Here is an 18,391-nt window from a genome sequence, read left to right as displayed (position 1 = left end):
CGTCGGCGAGCACCTGCCGTCACCGCTGGAACGAGGTCGTGTGGTCTGGGCTGGGCTCGCCTGCAATGATCAGCGCAGCGAGCGTGAGTCGGACAATCCTGCATCGTCCGCCACGACGCGATGGGCATCCTCGCCGTCCGGGACCCCTACCAGCCAGCTGGCGGCGGCGTACGGCCGGAGGCCGGCAGCGCGTCGGTCAGGAAGCGCGCGCGATCCGAGCCCCCCGAGGCCGTCGGCCGGGGAACCACGGATACGGTCTGCGCGGCCGGAGCCGGAGCGGGCTGCGCGAGGTAGGACTGGCCTGCCGGGGCCGGTGGCAGCGTCACCAGAGTGCGACTGCTGTTGACTGCAACCGAGGGCGGGCCCGGAACTGGGGTCGGCGCAGCGATGGCAGGGGCGACCGGGGCCAGGGTGGCCACGGGCTCGGCGGCCAAGGGCTCGGCGGCCGGTCTCGGCCGTACGATCCGGGGACGCGTGGCACGGGCTACAGCTTCGGTGGACACCCCAAGGCGGATGCGCGTGAGGTCGGCCAGGAGCGTCTCGGCGGCCATCGGCCTGCGGCCGCAATGCTGCACGCGGAGCGAGACCGCGACCGGCCCGCGCAGGGCGGCACGGCCGAGTTCTACCCGCTGAAGGTCGTCGATCCACTGCCAAGCATAGGCGCAGCGTTGGCTCACGGCGACCCCGATGGGTCCGTAGGCGTTGCGCATGGGCTGGCGGACGATGCGGTAGGAGGACCCGTCTTCCAGACTTCCGAGTTCGGCCGCGATTCCGGCGCGGCTTGGCTTGGCCATGGCCGGATCGTCCCACACCCGGCCCGACGCGATGGTGAGATCCACCCGGCCGCGGGATTGTCCGTACACGATGCGCTGCCGCAGGCTCGCGCTCGAGCGCGTCTCCTCGACGGACTCGATGGCGCCGCTGTTCGGAACGAAGACCAGGGGCTGGTTGCCGGCGGACCCCGTGGAGGCGAAGGCCGCCTCGAAGCGGGGGGCGTTCCGGCTCGTCTTCGCGGTCTGGCAAGCCCCGAGCAGGCTGAGGCCGAGGGCGAGGCCGGTCATCCGGAGCAGCGTGTTCCGGAAGGGCACCTGCGGCCGGCCGGAGGAGAGCTTCGGTCCGTTCATCGATCCAGTCCTGGATTTCGCTGGCCGCTCCGTTCGGTGCTGGCGGTATCGAACGGACCGAAGCGGTCGCCGTCCCGGGGCTGCACCGACCGGGGCGAGCCGGTCTGCGCAAGAATGCCACCCTCAGCTTGCGCGAGGGTGCCCACAGGCGGGGCCGGCGGTCCTGCCTGGAGGCTCGCCCGAGCGAGGCCGTTCCATCCCGGCAGCAGGGTGAAGCCGTAGCGCTCGTAGGGCATGGCCCCGACGCCCACGACGCGGCGGGCGATCAGGGGCTGCGGCCCGCGCACCTCACGCAAGTATTCCGAGTCCCGCGCACGCGGCGTGAGAGAGGCGCCCTCGCCGAAGCGCAGGGGGTTCTCAGCCGCGACCGTAATCGGAAATTCCCCACGCTGGACGGCCAGGGGTCGGACCGGCGCGGTGGCGACGGCCGGCTTCGGCACCATCACGCGCGACGGGGCGGGGGGCGCCGCCTGCTGCGGAACGGTTGGGGCCGGGCCGCACGGGCCGGTGTCGCGCGCCTGCGGATCGGGCTCGGCGAAGACGAGTCCGACCACCTTCGGGAACAGGCCATCGTACCGGTTCACGGTTTCCAGGTAGTCCCGCGTGCGCCTGAGGCGCGACAGGCTGAGGGCGTAGCCGAGCACGGCGGATTCGCGCGGCCGCCAGCTGACGGCCCTCTGGAACCAGTCCGCGGCGGCGTCGAACTGGCAGGCATTGTAGGCGTACCAGCCGAGCGCCTGCGCGCCTTCGGGAGCGCTCGTGGCAAGGACGACCTTGGCAAACCGGTCGAGGCGCTCGGTCTCGACCGGCGAGGCGGGGCCTTCGCCCAGGCGCCGCTCCATCATGTCGACGTAGAGGGAGAGGTTCGTCACCGAGGCGGTGCGCCAGGCGAAGGCGACCTCCTCCGCCTCGCGATCCTGTCCCATCTCGCGCAGCGACAGGGCAAGGCCCGTCGCCACCGCGGCATCGCCGCCGCGGGCCAGGGCCGTCTTGAACCAGTCGAGGGCCTCGCGGAACTGGCGTCGGTGATAAGCGTACCAGCCGAGCAGCGCGATCTGCGCGGGCTCGCCTACGCGGCGGGCCTGTTCGCCGAGGGCGGCCAGATCGGCCGGCTCGATGCGTCCGGCCGGCTGCCCGTGCAGGACCGCCGCGATGCGGGCCCGGGTCACGTCCTGATGGATGGACCGGAACTCGTCCGTGCCCTCGGTGCCGGGGCTCCGCATGGCCAGGAGCGGCTCGACGGCGGCCATCGGCATCGCCGCCATGGCCTTCTGCACCGTGGCGAGGCGCAGGCCGGGATCGGCCTGCTCCTTCAACAGGGTACCGTACAGGGCGGAGGCCGAAGCGATGTCGCCGGTCCGCGCATAGGCTTCGGCCAGCGTCCAGGCGATGTCGATGTCGAGGTTCTGGATGCCCTCCTGGGTGGCCTTCACCCGGGCGATGAGGTCGTCCCAGGATCCGTCCCGGGCGGCCGCCCGCGCGGCGCTGCGCAGGGTGCCGCGGTTGAGCTTGCGCGCGAGATCCTCCGACGGCTGCCAGCCGGGATCCACCGATTGGCGGACGCTGATCGCCGTGCGCAGCTCATCGAAGCGGCCGGCCGTGAAGAGGTCCCACATCGGGGCCTCCTCGGGTGGGCTCGGCTTCAGGGTGTCGAGATCGGCCGGGACGGTCCAGTTCGGATGGCGCCGCCGCAGCCGCGCGATCTCGGCCTGGACGCGCTCGCCCTGGCGCTGGGCGGCGTAGTAGCGCAGGGCGCTCTCGTCGATGATCTCGGCGCCGCCCGCGTTCTGCGGCGTGTCGAGGATGACCGGCGCGCGCCGTTCGTTGAGTTGGAGCACCCCCGTGCGGACGGGGGCCTGCTGCGCCAAACTGGGGCCGACCCAGGCGAGACCGCCCGCGAGGGCGAGGAGGAGCGGCGCCGCGCCGGGTCGCAGGTTCAGCGGCCGAGGCATGAGCGGTACCTCATGTTGGTGGCCGTCAGGGCCAGAAGGTGGAGCGTGGCGGGATAGTAGTTCTCGTTCGGGGCCGGGTCCGCCAGCCCGCCTGGCAGCGGCGTGCCGGAGACGGCGCAGGCGGCCAAGGCCGGGATCGCCGCGTAGCCGGGCTCCGCCATGCGTCCCGCGACGGTGTCGCTCGCGGTGTCGATGATCGGCAGCCCGGCGGGATCCGGCTCGGCCCAGAGCTTCAACAGGGGCTCGTAGTAGTTCCGCTCCGTGATGCCCGCCATGGCAAGGTAGAGGGGGAGCCGCACCGCGTTGTAGGAAAAGTGCGGCGGGAAGCCGGCGGCCGGGTGGGGCTGGCCCCCGCGCATCGAGATCCATTCGGTCGGCAGCTGGGCCGCACCGAAGCGGGCGCGCAGGGTGAGTTCCTGGCCCACGGCGCTGAGGCGGCTCCACTCGAACTCCGGCGCGACGCCGGCGAGCCGTGGGAAGGCCGGGAAGACCCAGTAGGACAGGTTGATCACCGGACCGTCGTTCCGGTCCTCGGCCGAGAAGCCGCTCATGGCGGGCAACAGCAGGGGCAGGCCCTCGTTACGGAACAGGACCGTTCGACGGGCGATGTCCACGGCGATGCGCCGGCTGGCGAGGCGATAGCCCTCGTCCGACCAGCCTTCGGCGGCCTCGGCGAGGGCCCAGGCCACGAGGATGTCGCCGTCCGTGGCGTCGTTCATGTCGGCGACAGCGGGCCGCTTGTCCGGCTCCCAGCGCCAGGCCAGCAGGGCGTCGTCGCGGACCATCAGGTTCGCGCGGGTCCAGTTCCAGATCCGCTGGAAGGCGTCGCGGTCGCCCGCCGCCACCGCGAGCAGCATGCCGTAGCCCTGCCCTTCGCTGTGACTGATGCGGCCGTTGCCCGTGTCGACGACCCGGCCCTGGTCCGTGACGAAGCGGGCCTTGTAGCTGCGCCAGCCCGGCGTGTTCCCGAGGCTGTTCAGCATCGGAAGCACCTCGGCCGGCCAAGCCCCGCTTTGTTGAGGCCCCTTTTGCCGAGCCCCGCCTTGCTGGGGACCGCTTTGCTGGGGACTGCCTTGCCCGACGGGCTTGGCATCGGTGGTCTGGATCTCACCGGGCCGCGCTTCGTAGGGCCTCGTTTCGATGGGTTTGGCGTCACCCGGTCCGGCTTCGCCCGTCTTCGTCCCGAAAGGGATGGCAGGGCCCTGCGCGGCCGCCGGCACCATGGCCAGCAGCGGCAGACAGAGCGAAGCCGCATACGCTTGCGCCCGATACCGCTTCATCGCGGAACTCCCTCATCGTCGGATCGGGCCGGTGCTGCGGTGCCCGGATTGGCCCGGCCCAGGCCGCGTAGCATCGCCGAGGTGCTCAGGCCGAGGCTGATCGCGGCGGCGAACATGATGAGCGTGAACATGCTCGGATTGGTGGAGAACCAGCCCGCAACCACGAGGCGCAGGTTCTCCAGGGAGGCCGGCCCGCTCTCCACGAATCGGGCCTGCTTGGCCGCGTGATTGGTGAGCGCGCCGTCATTGGCGTCGAGGGTGGCGACGCGACCCTCGATCCGGTTCCAGATCGAGGGCGTCGTGAGGCAGATGGCCGAGGCCTGGAGGGTGGCCGCGCTCGGGGCCGTGAACACGGTCAGGAGTCCATTCGGATCGCGTCCGGGCAGGCCCTGGCTGACGATCAGGGAGGCCTGCGATCCGATCTCGATCTCGGGCTCGCGAACCTGGTCCTCGGCCCAGGCCTTGGTGGCGGCCCAGCTCTCGCGCGCCGCGGCGCCGAGTCTCGCCGACATCGTGGCGACCTGGTCGGAGAGGCGGTCCTGCGAAGCGGTGGCGCCGTTCCATTCGGCGATGACATCGCGCTCGCGCCGGTCCGTGGTGGAATCGGGACGCGACCGGCCGACCGCGCCGGCCGGACGGGGACCCGCGGCCGGAAGCGCGCAGGCCGGGGGGCGGTCGTTGCGCAGGCGATCGAGACTCGCGCCGTCCATCACGGCGAAGCGACGGCCGGGCTCGCTCAGGTGTGCCGTGGCCGCCCGTCCCTGCCAGATCTGGCGGATCTGGTCCGGATCGAGGCCGGTGGTGCGCAGGATGGCGGGATCGAGGGCGCGGGCCGGCCCGACGACCACGGTCGGCGTCCGCCCTTCGAGGGCGCGATCGTTGGTCAGTTCGAAGTCGATGGGCTTCTCGGCCGAGAGCGCCATCTGGACCGCGAGGGTCGCGGCGGCGGCCATGGATTCCCGGTCGGGCGCCGGCACGACGAGGCGCGGGCGCTGGCCGGGCGCGACCTTCGGCAGGCCGCCACCGAGCGTCGCGGCGAGGTCCGGCAGGCGGATCGCTCGGGCGAGTTGGGGAACCGCCAGGGTCGACCGGTTGAGGAGCAGGAAGCGGCTCTTCGTGCTGCCTCCCTCGCAGGCGCGGTCCGAGGGGGCCGGCAGCAGGGCCTTCACCTCGACCTTGTTCCGTCCAGGCCGCCAGCGGCTGAGCGGCAGGGCGATCGTCTCGTCCCGGAAGAGTTCGCCGCCCGCATTCGCCAGGGGCACGCTGGCCACGTTGCGCCCGTTGACGTCCACGATGATCTGGGCGCCGAGCTCCAGCCCCGCCGCATAGCCACCCGCGAGGGTGAGGGCGACCTTGTCGTAATCCGCCGGCACGAAATCCGTCGGCAGGGTCAGATCGAAGCCGGTCCGGAACAGGCGGCCACTGAATTCCCGGTTCTCGATGCCGAACGCGGAGAACGGCAACGTCTCGCGGCCCTGGGCCGGCACGCCGCGCGCCAAAGCGAGGGCCTGGAGGCCCTGCGGGCTACCCATCGGTTCGCGTGTGGCGAGGCCACTGACGATGCTGCTGGCCGCCTCGATCTCGGCGGGCGTGTCGCCCGCGAGGGTGATGCGAGCGGCCCGGTCACCCTGCGGCGGCTCGAAGGTCAGGGGCTGGCGGCTGAGACCGCCCGGGCCACCGTCATCCGCCACGTGGATCTCGAGGCCGGCCGACCCCTGAGTTTCGCCGGCGAACTCGACCGACACCTGACTGAACCTGCCGGCGAGCGCCAAGCGCTGGACGAGGCCGATCAGGCGCTCGAAGGTGGCGAAGCCCGGCCGGTTGCGCAGGACGATCCGGATCGGGACGATGCCGCGCGCATCCGGCGCGATGGCGGGCAGATCGCGCAGGGAGTTGGCCATCGCGGCGCCGGAGACCGAGACGAGACCCGTCCAGGCCGGGTCGATCTGGGTCCAGAGCTCGTAGGTCGCATCGAGGGAGCAGTCGACCCGATGCCGTTGGACACCGGCGATTTCCAGGGCGTTGTAGCCCGGCTTCAGGAGGTCGCCGGGGATGTCGAATTCGATGATCCGGATCGCGCCCGGTGCCTTGATCTCGCTGCGGCCCACGGCCACGCCGTTGACCTTCGCGGTGAGGAACGAGGCGTCGGGCACCACCGAGATCGCGGCGAGGTAGCCGATGCGCAGGCGCAGGTGCTCCCGAGACTGCGCTTCCGTGAGGTAGACCGGCCATTGCAGACCGCTCTCCTCGCCGCTGAGTCGCAGGCTGCTGGACAGGGCCGGGAACGGGCGCTGCGGCAGCGGCGGCGCAGCGGGAGGAGACGCGGGCTCCGCCTCCGCCCGGCCGGCGGCGGCCGGCCGGCCGGCGCGCTCGGCATCGGGAACGGCGAGGACCCGCGGTGCGCCGCGACCGATGAAGCTCTGCGCCAGGGCCGGGTGGGACACTGCGAGGAGCAGGCCGGCCAGCGTCAGCGCTGAGGCCGCGTGCGATCTGGGGCGACGCTGGGATGTGACGGGCATGGCCGGGTTCGCGCTCGTGTCCGAGGAATGGACTGTCCGTGGGTGGGCTTGCGGTCGCGCCATCTTAGCTGCGCAGCCCCGTCGGGGCAGCGACCATCCGGTCTGAGGTCCGACGTCCGCGCTCCGCCTCGTCCTGCCCGGTCTCGGTCTCGACCATCAGCTGGAGCCAGCTCGGCGATCCGTCGGCCGGTGGCGCGGCGGCCGCCGGCCTGGGGGCCGTCTGCGTGTCCGAATCGGCGGCGCGGCGGCGCGGGCCTGCGGCGGCGGCCTTCGGGGCCTCCTCCTCGACAGGGCGCTGTGCCGTTCCCGTCATCAGGCAGGCCAGGGCCCGGATCGGTCCGTACAGACCCCAGCCGATGAACTGCCCGGTCCCCGACAGGATGTCCTTGTGGGTGCGGCGGCGTTGCTGGAAGCGGACCATCGCGTCGGCATCGCCGTACATGATGTCCGCGAGGGCGAAGTAGCTGCCGGGCGTCAGGGTCTCGAAGACAAGGTCGCAGATCGATTCCTCGCCGGCGGCGGTGATTCCTGCCACCCGCACCGGGATCGTCCGGGCATGACTCAGGAGCGGCATGTGTCCCTGGTGGGTCGCCGCGAGGGTGCCGACCGAACCGTCGTCGCTACGGCGCATCGGAACCACCGCATCTATCCGGATCCGGCATCGGGCGCTGGAGATGCGCTCCACGGTGACGTCGATGGTCGTGCCGTTGAGGTTCAGCACCGCAGGCCGGTCGACCGGCAGCGAGGGGGCCGTCTCCGTCTGACGCCGCTCGGTAGCGACGCCCAGAGCGGCGCCGGCCGTGATGAGATTGAACAGGTTCCAGAGGCCGACCACGAGCATCAGGTTCGTGACGCCGGGCTCGAAGCTGTAGCGGTAGGTAGCGAAGGCTTGAGCGAGGAAGAGGACCGCGAAGACGATGAAGTAGGGCAGCGCCAGGGGGGAGAGCTGGTCGTGGTCCAGGCTGACGTTCTTGGCCGTTACGTTGAAGGTCGGCTTGCGCGGCGACAGGATGACGGCGGCGGTCGCCTTGATGAGGAACAGGCCCTGCACGTACTCGTACAGTTCGGAGACGAAGGGCCAGCGTACCCGTCCGTAGAGGTAGTTCTGCATCATCAGGTTTACGACGATATAGGTGGCTGTGTAGGCGATGGCCTCGTCGACGTTGGCGACGACGATCTTCATGTCGAAGAAGATGTACAGCAGTGGAGCCGCCATGAAGATCAGGCGCGGGAGCGGGAAGAACCAGAACGTCATGCTCGACAGGTAGCAGAGCCTCTGGATCGGCCTCAGCCCACTCTTGAAGAGCGGGTTCTTGAGAAGCATGATCTGCAGCATGCCCTGGCACCAGCGCGAACGCTGCCCGATGAAGGCCGAGAGGGTCTCCGGCTGGAGGCCGGCGATCAGGGGCTTGTCGACGTAGAGGCTGGTCCAGCCCCGCGAATGCAGCTCGAAGGCGGTCTCGCAATCCTCCGTGATGGTGATGCCGGAGAAACCGCCCGCCTCGTCCAGCGCGCTGCGCCGGAGCAGCGCGGCCGAGCCGCAGAAGAACGAGCCGTTCCACTTGTCGAGCCCGCACTGCCCCACCGCGTAGAACATCTCGTTCTCGGAGGGCATCCGCTCGAAGGTCTTCAAGTTCCGCTCGATCGGGTCGGGATTCAGGAAGGCGTGCGGCGTCTGCACGAGGAACAGCTTCGGATCCACGCCGAAATGGCCGATCGTGTCGCGCAGGAACGAGCGGAAGGGCACGTGGTCCGCATCCAGGACCACGACGATCTCGCTGATCGAGTTCTGGAGGCCGTTGTTGAGGTTTCCGGCCTTGGCGTGGAGGTTGCGCCGTCGAGTCAGGTAGGACACCCCGAGATCCGCGCAGAGGGCCTGCAGGACCTTGCGGCGCGCACGCGCCTCCTCGGCCTTGCGGGGATCGCTATCCGCGCATTTCTGGTCCGTCCCGCCGTCGTCGAGGAGCCAGACGGTGAACTTGTGCGCCGGGTAGTCGAGGGATTTTGCGGCCGCGAGTGTCGTCGCGAGGATGTGCCGGTCCTCGTTGTAGGTCGGGACGAAGATGTCGACGGTCGGCAGGTCGTCTTCCGCGTCCTGCGGGGGCGGGGGACGCCGCAGGGGATCGGCGTTGATCACGAGGCTGACCGCCAGGATGTAGAAGCAGTAGAGCTCCGCTGCGATCAGGATCACGCCGGCCGTGAAACCCGGAAGATCGCTGACAGGCGGCAGCGTGCTCGACAGGCGCCAATAGATGTAGCGCAGCACCACGAGGCTGCCGATGGCAAGGAAGGTCAGACGCCCGGTGCGCCCCTTGGCGAACAGCCACAGGAGGATCATGACCGCAATGGCGCCGAGGCTCATCTCAAGCTGAACGTCCGTTCCCAGAGGTTGCGACAGCAACAGCAGGGTCACCGCGGCGCTGGCGAGCCAGATGGTTCGGACGAGAAAGGGTGGCATGGGGCCACTCCGGGTTAGGCGAAGGAAGGATGGGTTAGGCGAAGGAAGGATGGGATGATGGGATGCCGCCCGCGCGGCATACCTCCAGCGTGATCTCAGAATGCGATGCGACCATCGACGCTGGTGTAGTATCCACCCTTGCGAATACGGTCGAATGCGTAGCCAGCCCCGAGCGAAAACTTCATCGGACCGATGGCGAACCCGGTGATGTGGCCGCCGGCTCGCCAGCCGTTGAAGAATTCGTCGCCCAGGAGTGTGGCCTCGGGGCCGACGAAGACGCCCGGCACCACCGCAACGCCGGTGCGGAAGCGCGCGTAATAGGCGTTGAACAGCGTCGAGTAGGAGGCATTGGCCGAGAACAGCGTGTTCTCGGTGGGGTTCACATAAAGGTCCGCCGCCACTTTCACGCCCAGGCCCGTGCCGACCACGGGATTGCCGGGGTCCAGGATGGAGAGCTCGTTGCTGCGCACGTTCATGCCGATGTAGCCGGCCAGCGCCGCCTGCTGCCAGATCCACTCGTAGCCGAGCAGGACCGTGCCTTCCTGCTGAACGCCATTGACGGTTTGACGGACTGCCGCGCCCGGATAGGAATAGGTGCCGGCTACGCCTTGCAGGCGTACGCGGAGACCGTCGTTGAGGAGGTTGCCGACGGGCGCGATCGTCGCCGTGATCGTTCCAAAAGCGGAGCTATTGGTTGTAACGGTCGCACTGGCATCGACGGCCACGATCCATTCGTCACCCGCGACTTCTGGCTGAGCGGCGCCCGTATACCAGTCGGCCGCGCGGGGAGAGGTCGGCGCCACGGCCAGAGCACTGAGCAGGAACGACACGTTTCTGAGACGGTGGAACACTTGTGCTGAACCCCGAGAGGTGGCAAATTTGCGCCTCTTTTCGCGCTGCATCATTAAGCGCTTGTATAGTTAATTGCTGGTTAATCGAGATTCCTCGGCTTGCGCCGCCGGCGCGTGCGAAGACTGTTTTCGGCAGCATCGCCGTGCGTGAAGTCCGTGCTCGTAACACTCGAGAGCATTGAATGGAAAAGCGACGTTGCTAGCGATTCAATATCGAAGTTTAGCGTTTCACGTCCCATTTCATGAGGAACTGATTTCGGAGCGCGGGACGGTGTTTTCGCGACGCCGATGACGCTCGGACGAAATCTGGAAGCTTTCTGCAGAGTTTCGGGCTTGAAGCTCGACGTGAGGTCGCGGACGCGCCGCGTGCCGCGTGCCGCGTGCCGCGTGCCGCGTGCCGCGTGCCGCGTGCCGCGTCAGCCGCTCGGTGCCGTTCCCGGCCTTGCGTCCCCTACCCCGCAGGGTCAGCCAAGGCGGCGAATCGCGCTTTCGTGGCGCGGCCGCGCCAGGCCCGGGCTGCGGCGCTCGACGCTTACCGCGCTGCACTCGACGCTCGGGGCGATCAGGAGTGGCTCGAAGTACTCGCGGCTCAGGGCGTAGATGCGGCCCGTGCCGGCTCCCCCCATCGCCGAGAGGCGGAAGGCGAGCCGGCGGCCGGAGATCCGTTCCGCGCCCGACCGGGTCCGTACGATCACTTCGCGGACAGCCCCGTGCTTGGCCTGAACCGTGCCGAGGGCGTCGCTCATCATCGCGCGATCCTCGGGCTCGACATGCGCGAGGACATCTTCAAGGTTGCAGACCCGCTCCGGCGTGGTCCCGCCCTGCTCATCCTCGCGGTCCGTCCAGACGACCTTCCCGGTCGCGAGATCGATTTCCCAGCAGGTCGAGCCCGACAGGGACCGGATGGCCCGGATCCGATCACGGCTGCGCGCGAGGGCCGCGCGCTTCTCTTGGAGCAGGCGCTCGCGCACCATGCTCCGCTCGATGGCCGCGCGAATCGACCCGGTGAGGCGGTTCAAGTCGCGGGTCAGGGGGAACGCGACCGTCCGATTCTGGCCCTCCTGACGGCAGAGCGCCTCGGCGAGGTCGAGGCTGCATGTCGCCCATCCGCCGAGGAGCCAGCCGACCGCGGCCGCGAACAGGCCGGCGCCGAGCAGGATCAGAAGGGGAAGCGCCGGGGCCGCGGTCTCGGGGGGGCGCAGGGTCACGAGCCATCCCACGCCGCCCCGCTCGACGTCGCCGACGGTCGCCCGAACTTCGGGGCCCTGCGCGTTTGGACCGGAGTCGTGGAGGCTGCGCCCCGATCCGTTCATGACGCGGATCGACAGGCCCCGCCCCCCGTTCGGAAGCATGCGCCGGGCGCCGGCAACGATTCCATCGGTCCATTCGGGCGGTAGCTGGACGGCGACGATGCCGAGGGGAGCGCCGGCTTCGCCCACGGGGGCCGCCACGATGAGGTTGCGGATGACTCCGATGCCGGCCCGGCTTCCCTGCGCCGCCTCCCCGACGACCAAGCCCGAGAGCGCCTTGGCGAACCAAGGACTGCTGGAGACGTCTGCCCCCTGGATGCTCCGACGCGAGGCAGCCAGAACCACACCAGCCCGGTCGGCGAAGAGCGCGTCGGCCAGTTCGGGATGGAGCCGCTGCCAGGCCGCGAGCAGGCGCGCTGGCGCGTCCGGATCGCCGCCGGGCCCCTGGATCGCCAGACTCTGTGCAGCGAAGAGCAGTTCCTGTTCGACCGCTAGAAGGCCCCCTTCCAGGCGTTCGGCAACGAGGTCCGCCTGGACGCGCCACTCGGCCTCAATGCGCCGCGGGTTGCCGGTCACCCGATCGCTCGTGCTCAGGACGGCGAGCCCGCCGAACACCGTGGCTAGGAGGAGCAGGAAGGCCAGCAGGCTGCGGAGGGAGGAAAACAGTCCGGTACGCATAGGCCTGCCAAACGAGCGGAGGTGCCGCATTCGACCGGCGGGTCGAAGATGGGTTAACGAGTCATGATCGGAAATGGTAAACGAAACCTTACTGTTGGGTGCGCCGGTTTAGACGTGTATCCCTTCGAAAAATTCAGTTCTCCGGTGTGAGGTCTGTGCAGCCATCCTCGGCATGCTCGTCCAACGCTCCATCGTCTTCGGGGCAGCGGCGCAGGCGAGCCCGCCCCCGTCCGCGGCCGCCAGCAGCGGCACGCGCCGGTGGTCGAGCACGGCCAGGACCTCGTTCTCCAACCGGTTGCGCGCGGCGAGCGCGTCGACGAGGTCGCCCAAGCGCGTTCGACTGGAGCGGCGTCGTTGCCCGCGCCGGCGTCGATGATCTGGAGGAGCTTCAATTGATGCGAAGGCGACCTGTTCATTCGTGAAGCGTTTGCGAGGCATGGCATCCACCCTCCTTCAGGGTTCAGGATGCCCGAAAAACTTGCGCTCAGCGCGGACTGGTTTGCTGGGTCAGGGTCAAGCTTTGGCGGCTTCTGTGGGCGTCAGATCCCGGACTGCGATTCCCTGACACTTCAACATCATCTCCGCGAAGGCCGCCTCGTCGAGACGGTTGCCGGGCAGCGCCTCGCGACCCTTGAGCGGCCATCGTCGCCTATTGCCTAACGCGGGCTTCGCGTCCGCACTCAGGCAGCGGTCCGCGGGTAAGCCGGCCGGCGTTCTCGTCCGACAGCATGGTGTCGTAGAAGTCTCGGACAAGAAGAGCGAGTTGGTCGTCCGTCAGCATCGGCAGGGCGCGTAGAGTCGAGAACAGCTCTTCCGCGCCCACGTATAGCCGACAGGACCCAAGCTTGGCAGTGCGGAGGTCGTTCGTGCCGAACTGCACACGAGTTCGTGGCGACCGAGGTGCTGCCGCAGGTCGGCTGGAACCCGGCGTCTGAAATGGGAAGGGCGTCCGCGCTGGACGACGTTGGCGACCGAACCCAGACCGTGCTCCCGCCGTTCGTGCGGACAGCCAGTGTGGCAAAGGGCTCAGACCGCAGAGCGGCTCAGCGAAGTATCGAATGCCGAGAGTTACTTAGTTCTGACGGTGGCTGGGGGACCAGGATTCGAACCTGGACTAGAGGAGTCAGAGTCCACTGTTCTACCGTTAAACTATCCCCCAAGATCCCCGCGTGGCACGAGGATGGATCCGGTTTTTGCGTCTGCGCCGATGCGATGCCCGACGGTTTCGACCCGGTCCGTTCCGGTGCAGGGGCGATAGCATGGCTTTCCGGACCGATGCAACCCCGCTTCTGACGGCCCGTGATAGGGTCCGTTACCCTGACATGGGGCGCCGGCCCGGGTCTCAGGCGATGCCGGGTGGCTCGGTGCGGGCCTCGATCATGCCGAGGGTGCGCAGGATGGCCAGGGCGACGATCTCGCAATCGGTCTCGCCTTCCGGCGTGGCCGGGAGGATCGCCACCGTGCTGACCTCGTCGTCGGTCAGGAAGCCGACCACCACCTTGTAGACGTCACCCTCCGGAGCGGCCTCGTCATGCACGAGGCAGACCCGGCAGCCGTGAGCCTCGCCGTAGACCCGCTGCGTCAGCACCTGGACGCGGCGCGGATCGGTCTGTTCCGTGCGGCGCGGGGCGCCGAAGGTGGGGCGGATGATGTTGTCCATGCCCGTCCCTATACCCGACCCCCTCGGATTCGGGGAGACCCCCCTGTCCGCGCGGCGCAGGACATCCGCCTCTCCGTTGCGGATCCCGTCCGCTCACCGGGTCGGCAAAAGCGCTGCTCACCGTGCCAGGAGGGAGGCCTGATCTTCCTTGGCGAGCTTGAGCAGGTTCTGGCCGTAGGCGGTCTTGGAGAACAGGTTGCCGCGGGCGATGAGCTGGTCCTTGCCGATGAAGCCCTGCAGGTAGGCGATCTCCTCCAGGCAGGCCACCTGGAGGCCCTGGCGGTGCTGCAGGGTGCGCACGAACTCGGCCGCTTCCAGCAGGCTGTCATGCGTGCCGGTATCGAGCCAGGCATAGCCGCGGCTCATCCGCTCCACGTGGAGCTGGCCCCGCTCGAGATAGGCCTCGTTGATGCTGGTGATCTCGAGTTCGCCACGCGCCGAGGGCTTCACGGCGGCGGCGATGTCGAGCACCTGGTTGTCGTAGAAGTACAGCCCCGTCACCGCCCAGGGGCTCTCGGGCTCCGTCGGCTTCTCCACGAGCCGCAGGGGACGCCCCTCCGTGTCGAGGGTGACGACGCCGTAGGCCGCCGGATTGTCGACATGGTAGGCGAACACCGTGGCGCCGGTCGTCCGGGCGCGGGCGCTGCGCAGCAACTCGGTCATGCCCGAGCCGAAGAACAGATTGTCGCCCAGCACCAGGGCGACGCTGTCGTCGCCGATGAACTCTCGCCCGATGAGGAAGGCCTGGGCCAGTCCTTCCGGCCGGGGCTGGACCGCGTAGCTGAAGGACAGGCCGAACTGCTCGCCGGTGCCGAACAGGCGCTTGTAGTTGTCGAGATGCTCGGGCGAGGAGATGATCAGGATCTCGCGGATGCCGGCCAGCATCAGCACGGAGACCGGATAGTAGATCATCGGCTTGTCGTAGACCGGCAGCAGCTGCTTGTTGATCGACAGGGTGGCCGGGTGCAGGCGCGTGCCCGTGCCGCCGGCCAGAACGATCCCCTTCATGCCCGCGTCTCCGTCTGTGTCCGTTCAGGGCCGACCAGTCGGTCGAGGATGGCGTCGACGGCCTCGGCCCAGGGCCGCGGCGTCAGGCCGTAGGCGGCCGTCAGGCTCGCCGTCGAGAGCACCGAGTTGGCCGGGCGCCGCGCCGGGGTCGGGAAGGCGGAGGTCGGGATCGCATCCACCGGCACGGAGCGCCCGCCGCGCCGGGCGTTGCCGGCGATGATGGCGCGGGCAAAGCCACACCAGGTCGTGGCCCCGGCATTGACGTAGTGATGCGTGCCCGTGGGCGCGGCCGGATCGGTGGCCAGCGCCTGGGCGACCACCGCGAGCCCCGCGGCGAGGTCGCCCGCGCTGGTCGGGCAGCCGTGCTGGTCGTCGACCACGCTCAGGCGCTCGCGCTCGGCGGCGAGGCGCAGCATCGTCTTGACGAAGTTGCCGCGGTGCGGGCTCACCACCCAGGCGGTGCGGATGATGGCGTGGCGCGGATTGGCCGCCCGCACGGCGATCTCGCCCGCCGCCTTGCTGGCCCCGTAGACGCTCTGCGGGGTCACGGCCGCGTCCGAGGGATAGGCGCCGGTGCCGGTACCGTCGAAGACGTAGTCGGTGGAGACGTGGACGAGCGGAATGCCGGCCCGGGCGGTGGCGGCGGCCAGGAGCGCCGGCGCCACCGCGTTCAGGGTCCAGGCCGCGGCGATCTCGCTCTCGGCCCGGTCGACGGCGGTGTAGGCGGCCGTGTTGACCACCGCCGCGTAGGGGCGCTGCGCCAGGGCGGCCTCGATCGCAGCCGCGTCGGTGACGTCGAGTTCGGTGCGGCTCGGGGCGTACAGGCGCACGCTCGGGTCCCAGAGGCCGGACGCCTGCAGTTCGGTGCCGACCTGGCCGGCGCCGCCGAGGATCAGGATGTTGATCGCCCCAGGGGTATGCATGGATTCAGGCATGTTGACGGGGTCAGGCATCTGCCGGGCTCACCCGTGCCCGGCGGGCGATGCGCTCGCGCCGAGGCCGAGGCGCTCGCCGGTGTAGCGCCCCGCGCGGATCGGGCGCCACCAGGACTCGTTGGCCAGATACCAGCGCACGGTCTCCTCCAGCGCCTGCTCGAAGTCCTTGGTCGGGTGCCACCCCACCTCGGCCTCGGCCTTGGACGGGTCGATGGCGTAGCGCCGGTCGTGGCCGGGCCGATCGGTGACGGAGGTGATGAGGCGGTCGTGGGGCGCGTGCTCCGGGCGCAGGCGGTCGAAGGCGGCGCACAGCGCCTTGACCACGGCCAGGTTGTTGCGCACCGAGCGCCCGCCGAGCAGGTAGGTCTCGCCGAGCCGCCCCTTCTCGAGCACGGCCACGAGGCCGCGGGCATGGTCCTCGACATGGATCCAGTCGCGCTCGTTGAGGCCGTCGCCGTAGACCGGCAGCGGCTTGCCCTCGAGCGCGTTGAGGATCATCAGGGGGATGAGCTTCTCGGGGAAGTGGCGCGGGCCGTAATTGTTCGAGCAGTTGGTCACCAGCACCGGCAGGCCGTAGGTCTCGTGCCAGGCGCGGGCCAGGTGGTCGGAGGCGGCCTTGGAGGCCGAGTAGGGCGAGCGCGGATCGTAGCGGCTGTCTTCGGTGAAGAAGCCGTCCGGCGGCAGCGAGCCGTAGACCTCGTCGGTGGAGACGTGGAGGAAGCGGAACCCCGCCCTGGCCGTGCCCGAAAGCCCGTCCCAATGGCTGCGGGCGCCGTCGAGCATCACCTGGGTGCCGACCACGTTGGTGCGGATGAAGGCGCCCGGATCGGTGATCGAGCGGTCGACGTGGCTCTCGGCGGCCAGATGCATCACGGCCTCGGGCCGGAAATCGGCGTAGAGGGCGTGGACCGCCTTCGGGTCGCAGATGTCGGCTTCCACCAGGCGGTGGCGGGGATCGTTGGCCAGGGGCTGGAGCGAGATCGGATTGGCCGCGTAGGTCAGCGCATCCAGGGTGGCCACCTCGTGTCCGAGATCCTGCACCAGGTGCAGCACCAGGGCCGATCCGATGAAGCCGCAGCCGCCGGTTACCAGGATGCGCATGGGATGAACGGTCTCTCGTGAAATCGGGACGGGCGGACGATCGGGCGGTGCGGCGCTGTCGTCTCCGGCCGCGCCCCCCCTGTACAGGCTTCAGAAAAGCGGCGGAAGATCGGCCAGCCGTGGGGCGATCCGGTCCTTGGCCGAGAGCTGCGCGTCGGCGTCCGTCACCGGCCAGTCGATGCCCAGCGCCGGATCGTTCCAGAGCAGGCCGCCGTCATGCTCGGGGCTGTAGACCCCGCCGGCGACCTTGTAGGCCACCATGGTGTCGGGCTCCAGGGTGCAGAAGCCGTGCCCGAAGCCGACCGGAATGTAGAGCTGCTCGCCGCCCTCCGCATCGAGCCGCACGGCCACGTGGCGGCCGTAGGTGGGCGAGGCGCGCCGCAGGTCGACGGCCACGTCCAGGATGGCGCCGGCCAGCACACGGATCAGCTTGGCCTGGGCCATCGGAGGGCGCTGGAAGTGCAGGCCGCGCACGGTGCCCTGCGGGGCGGAGAAGGATTGGTTGTCCTGGATGAAGACGTCGTCGATGCCGCTCGCGGCCAGGATGTCCGCCCGGTAGGTCTCCGAGAACCAGCCCCGCGCATCGCCAAAGCGCGTCGGCACCACGCGCCGCACCGCAGGAATGGTCGTCTCGATCACGCGCATACCCGGATCCTCAGCAGGGGCGTCGAACGGAAAAGATCCGCGACATCAGAATGGCACGCGTTCTAGGCGGGGTTCCACCGGCGACCGTCAAGGCCCGAGGCGATTTTTCGTCCGAATGCAATCCGGGATTCAAGTCGGGATCGACCGCCCCCGAACCGCGCCGCAGAAGGTGGCCCTGTTTCCGACACAGGATGTCGCGACACGGGAACCAAGGTTCGATCTCACGGACGTCCCCTCCCCCGGAGGATCGCCCGGATGGATAAGGAGCGACGATGGAGATTCAGGTCACCGCCGGATCCTGCGGCACCGGTTCGGCCTCCTATGAACTCGGCCTCTTTCGGCTTCCGGATGGAAGCCTGCGCGGCGTCGAGGATCTGGAGGCGCTGGTTCTGCCGATTCCGGAGCGCCCGGCGCCCCGGCGCAGCGGCATCGCCCGCGGCCTGCGCGAGGCCTTGGCGGCGACCGGTCCCTTGCCGAATCCCTTGGGTCTGGCCGCCTCCCTCGTGGGCGTCGGCCTGGACGTGCTCGGGGGCGAGGGCCCGAGCCTGTTCGTGGAACTCCGGTTCCGGGATGGCGCCACGGCACTGATCCGGGTGGCGGCCGACATGGCCGCGCAGATCGAGCGCGACCGCGCGGTGGTTCAACACGCCACCCTGCGCCTGTCCCCAGCGCATCCCTCGGTGCCGGACGCCGCGGCCGACGAGGCTCCCCCGGCGGATGGGATCGCGGTGCATTCGGGCGAGGCACACTCCGGTCAGGCACACTCGGGCGATGCACACTCCGGTCAGGCACACTCGGGTGAGGCACATTCGGGCGATGAGCGCGCGATCGAAGAGATCGCGCCGGACGACCGCACCCTCGCTTCGCTCTTCGCCTACGAGAAGCGCGGCGGCCGCGTGCGCCGGCTGTCGAAGGCGCTGGACAGCTGAG

Annotated in this window: 15 protein-coding genes and 1 tRNA gene; 1 reads left to right on the top strand and 15 read right to left on the bottom strand. The window is 69.6% G+C overall.

Annotated features, from left to right (window positions below):
* Window positions 1–146: 146 nt before the first annotated feature.
* From bcsN to rfbC, 15 genes are all read right to left on the bottom strand, one after another.
* Window positions 147–1,124, bottom strand: a complete 978-nt coding sequence (bcsN, locus tag ASF60_RS23040; RefSeq protein WP_056190613.1) for a cellulose biosynthesis protein BcsN — start codon at window positions 1,122–1,124, stop codon at window positions 147–149.
* A complete protein-coding gene (locus ASF60_RS23035) occupies window positions 1,121–3,076 on the bottom strand; it encodes a hypothetical protein (RefSeq protein ID WP_056190611.1) in 1,956 nt (651 codons plus the stop codon). Before ASF60_RS23035 ends, bcsN begins: the two co-directional genes overlap by 4 nt.
* Complete coding sequence (locus ASF60_RS23030; protein WP_443136792.1) at window positions 3,061–4,356, bottom strand: glycosyl hydrolase family 8; 1,296 nt, start codon at window positions 4,354–4,356, stop codon at window positions 3,061–3,063. Before ASF60_RS23030 ends, ASF60_RS23035 begins: the two co-directional genes overlap by 16 nt.
* A complete protein-coding gene (locus ASF60_RS23025) occupies window positions 4,353–6,875 on the bottom strand; it encodes a cellulose biosynthesis cyclic di-GMP-binding regulatory protein BcsB (RefSeq protein WP_056190609.1) in 2,523 nt (840 codons plus the stop codon). Before ASF60_RS23025 ends, ASF60_RS23030 begins: the two co-directional genes overlap by 4 nt.
* A 64-nt stretch (window positions 6,876–6,939) precedes the next feature.
* Window positions 6,940–9,333 carry a UDP-forming cellulose synthase catalytic subunit gene (gene bcsA, locus ASF60_RS23020; protein WP_056190607.1) on the bottom strand — a complete coding sequence of 798 codons (2,394 nt, stop codon included), beginning with the start codon at window positions 9,331–9,333 and terminating at the stop codon, window positions 6,940–6,942.
* Between the two features lie 95 nt (window positions 9,334–9,428).
* Complete coding sequence (gene bcsS, locus ASF60_RS23015; RefSeq protein ID WP_244476838.1) at window positions 9,429–10,238, bottom strand: cellulose biosynthesis protein BcsS; 810 nt, start codon at window positions 10,236–10,238, stop codon at window positions 9,429–9,431.
* 410 nt (window positions 10,239–10,648) lie between these two features.
* Window positions 10,649–12,112 (bottom strand): PDC sensor domain-containing protein, encoded by a 1,464-nt coding sequence (locus ASF60_RS23010; protein ID WP_056190605.1) that lies wholly within the window; start codon window positions 12,110–12,112, stop codon window positions 10,649–10,651.
* A 108-nt stretch (window positions 12,113–12,220) separates the two neighbouring features.
* Window positions 12,221–12,442, bottom strand: a complete 222-nt coding sequence (locus ASF60_RS23005) for a hypothetical protein (RefSeq protein ID WP_056190603.1) — start codon at window positions 12,440–12,442, stop codon at window positions 12,221–12,223.
* A 444-nt stretch (window positions 12,443–12,886) separates the two neighbouring features.
* On the bottom strand, window positions 12,887–13,093 hold the full coding sequence (locus ASF60_RS26115) for a DUF6538 domain-containing protein (protein ID WP_338011517.1): 207 nt from the start codon (window positions 13,091–13,093) through the stop codon (window positions 12,887–12,889).
* Between the two features lie 104 nt (window positions 13,094–13,197).
* A tRNA-Gln gene (locus ASF60_RS22995) sits at window positions 13,198–13,271 on the bottom strand.
* A gap of 183 nt (window positions 13,272–13,454) precedes the next feature.
* Window positions 13,455–13,772 carry a hypothetical protein gene (locus ASF60_RS22990; RefSeq protein ID WP_056190599.1) on the bottom strand — a complete coding sequence of 106 codons (318 nt, stop codon included), beginning with the start codon at window positions 13,770–13,772 and terminating at the stop codon, window positions 13,455–13,457.
* A 117-nt stretch (window positions 13,773–13,889) separates the two neighbouring features.
* A complete protein-coding gene (rfbA, locus tag ASF60_RS22985) occupies window positions 13,890–14,780 on the bottom strand; it encodes a glucose-1-phosphate thymidylyltransferase RfbA (protein ID WP_056190597.1) in 891 nt (296 codons plus the stop codon).
* Entirely contained in the window at window positions 14,777–15,685 is a 909-nt protein-coding gene (gene rfbD, locus ASF60_RS22980) for a dTDP-4-dehydrorhamnose reductase (RefSeq protein WP_056190716.1), read from the bottom strand. The genes rfbA and rfbD overlap by 4 nt, the downstream gene beginning before the upstream one ends.
* A 57-nt stretch (window positions 15,686–15,742) precedes the next feature.
* On the bottom strand, window positions 15,743–16,816 hold the full coding sequence (gene rfbB, locus ASF60_RS22975) for a dTDP-glucose 4,6-dehydratase (RefSeq protein ID WP_056190595.1): 1,074 nt from the start codon (window positions 16,814–16,816) through the stop codon (window positions 15,743–15,745).
* Between the two features lie 90 nt (window positions 16,817–16,906).
* Window positions 16,907–17,461, bottom strand: a complete 555-nt coding sequence (gene rfbC, locus ASF60_RS22970; protein WP_056190593.1) for a dTDP-4-dehydrorhamnose 3,5-epimerase — start codon at window positions 17,459–17,461, stop codon at window positions 16,907–16,909.
* A gap of 272 nt (window positions 17,462–17,733) precedes the next feature.
* Between rfbC and ASF60_RS22965 the strand changes: the two genes are divergently transcribed.
* Window positions 17,734–18,390: a hypothetical protein gene (locus ASF60_RS22965; RefSeq protein WP_056190592.1), complete on the top strand. Its 657-nt coding sequence runs from the start codon at window positions 17,734–17,736 to the stop codon at window positions 18,388–18,390.
* Window position 18,391: the final 1 nt, after the last annotated feature.

Source organism: Methylobacterium sp. Leaf113, assembly GCF_001423325.1.
Taxonomy (GTDB): Bacteria; Pseudomonadota; Alphaproteobacteria; order Rhizobiales; family Beijerinckiaceae; genus Methylobacterium.
This window is presented reverse-complemented; position numbering and strand designations above follow the sequence as displayed.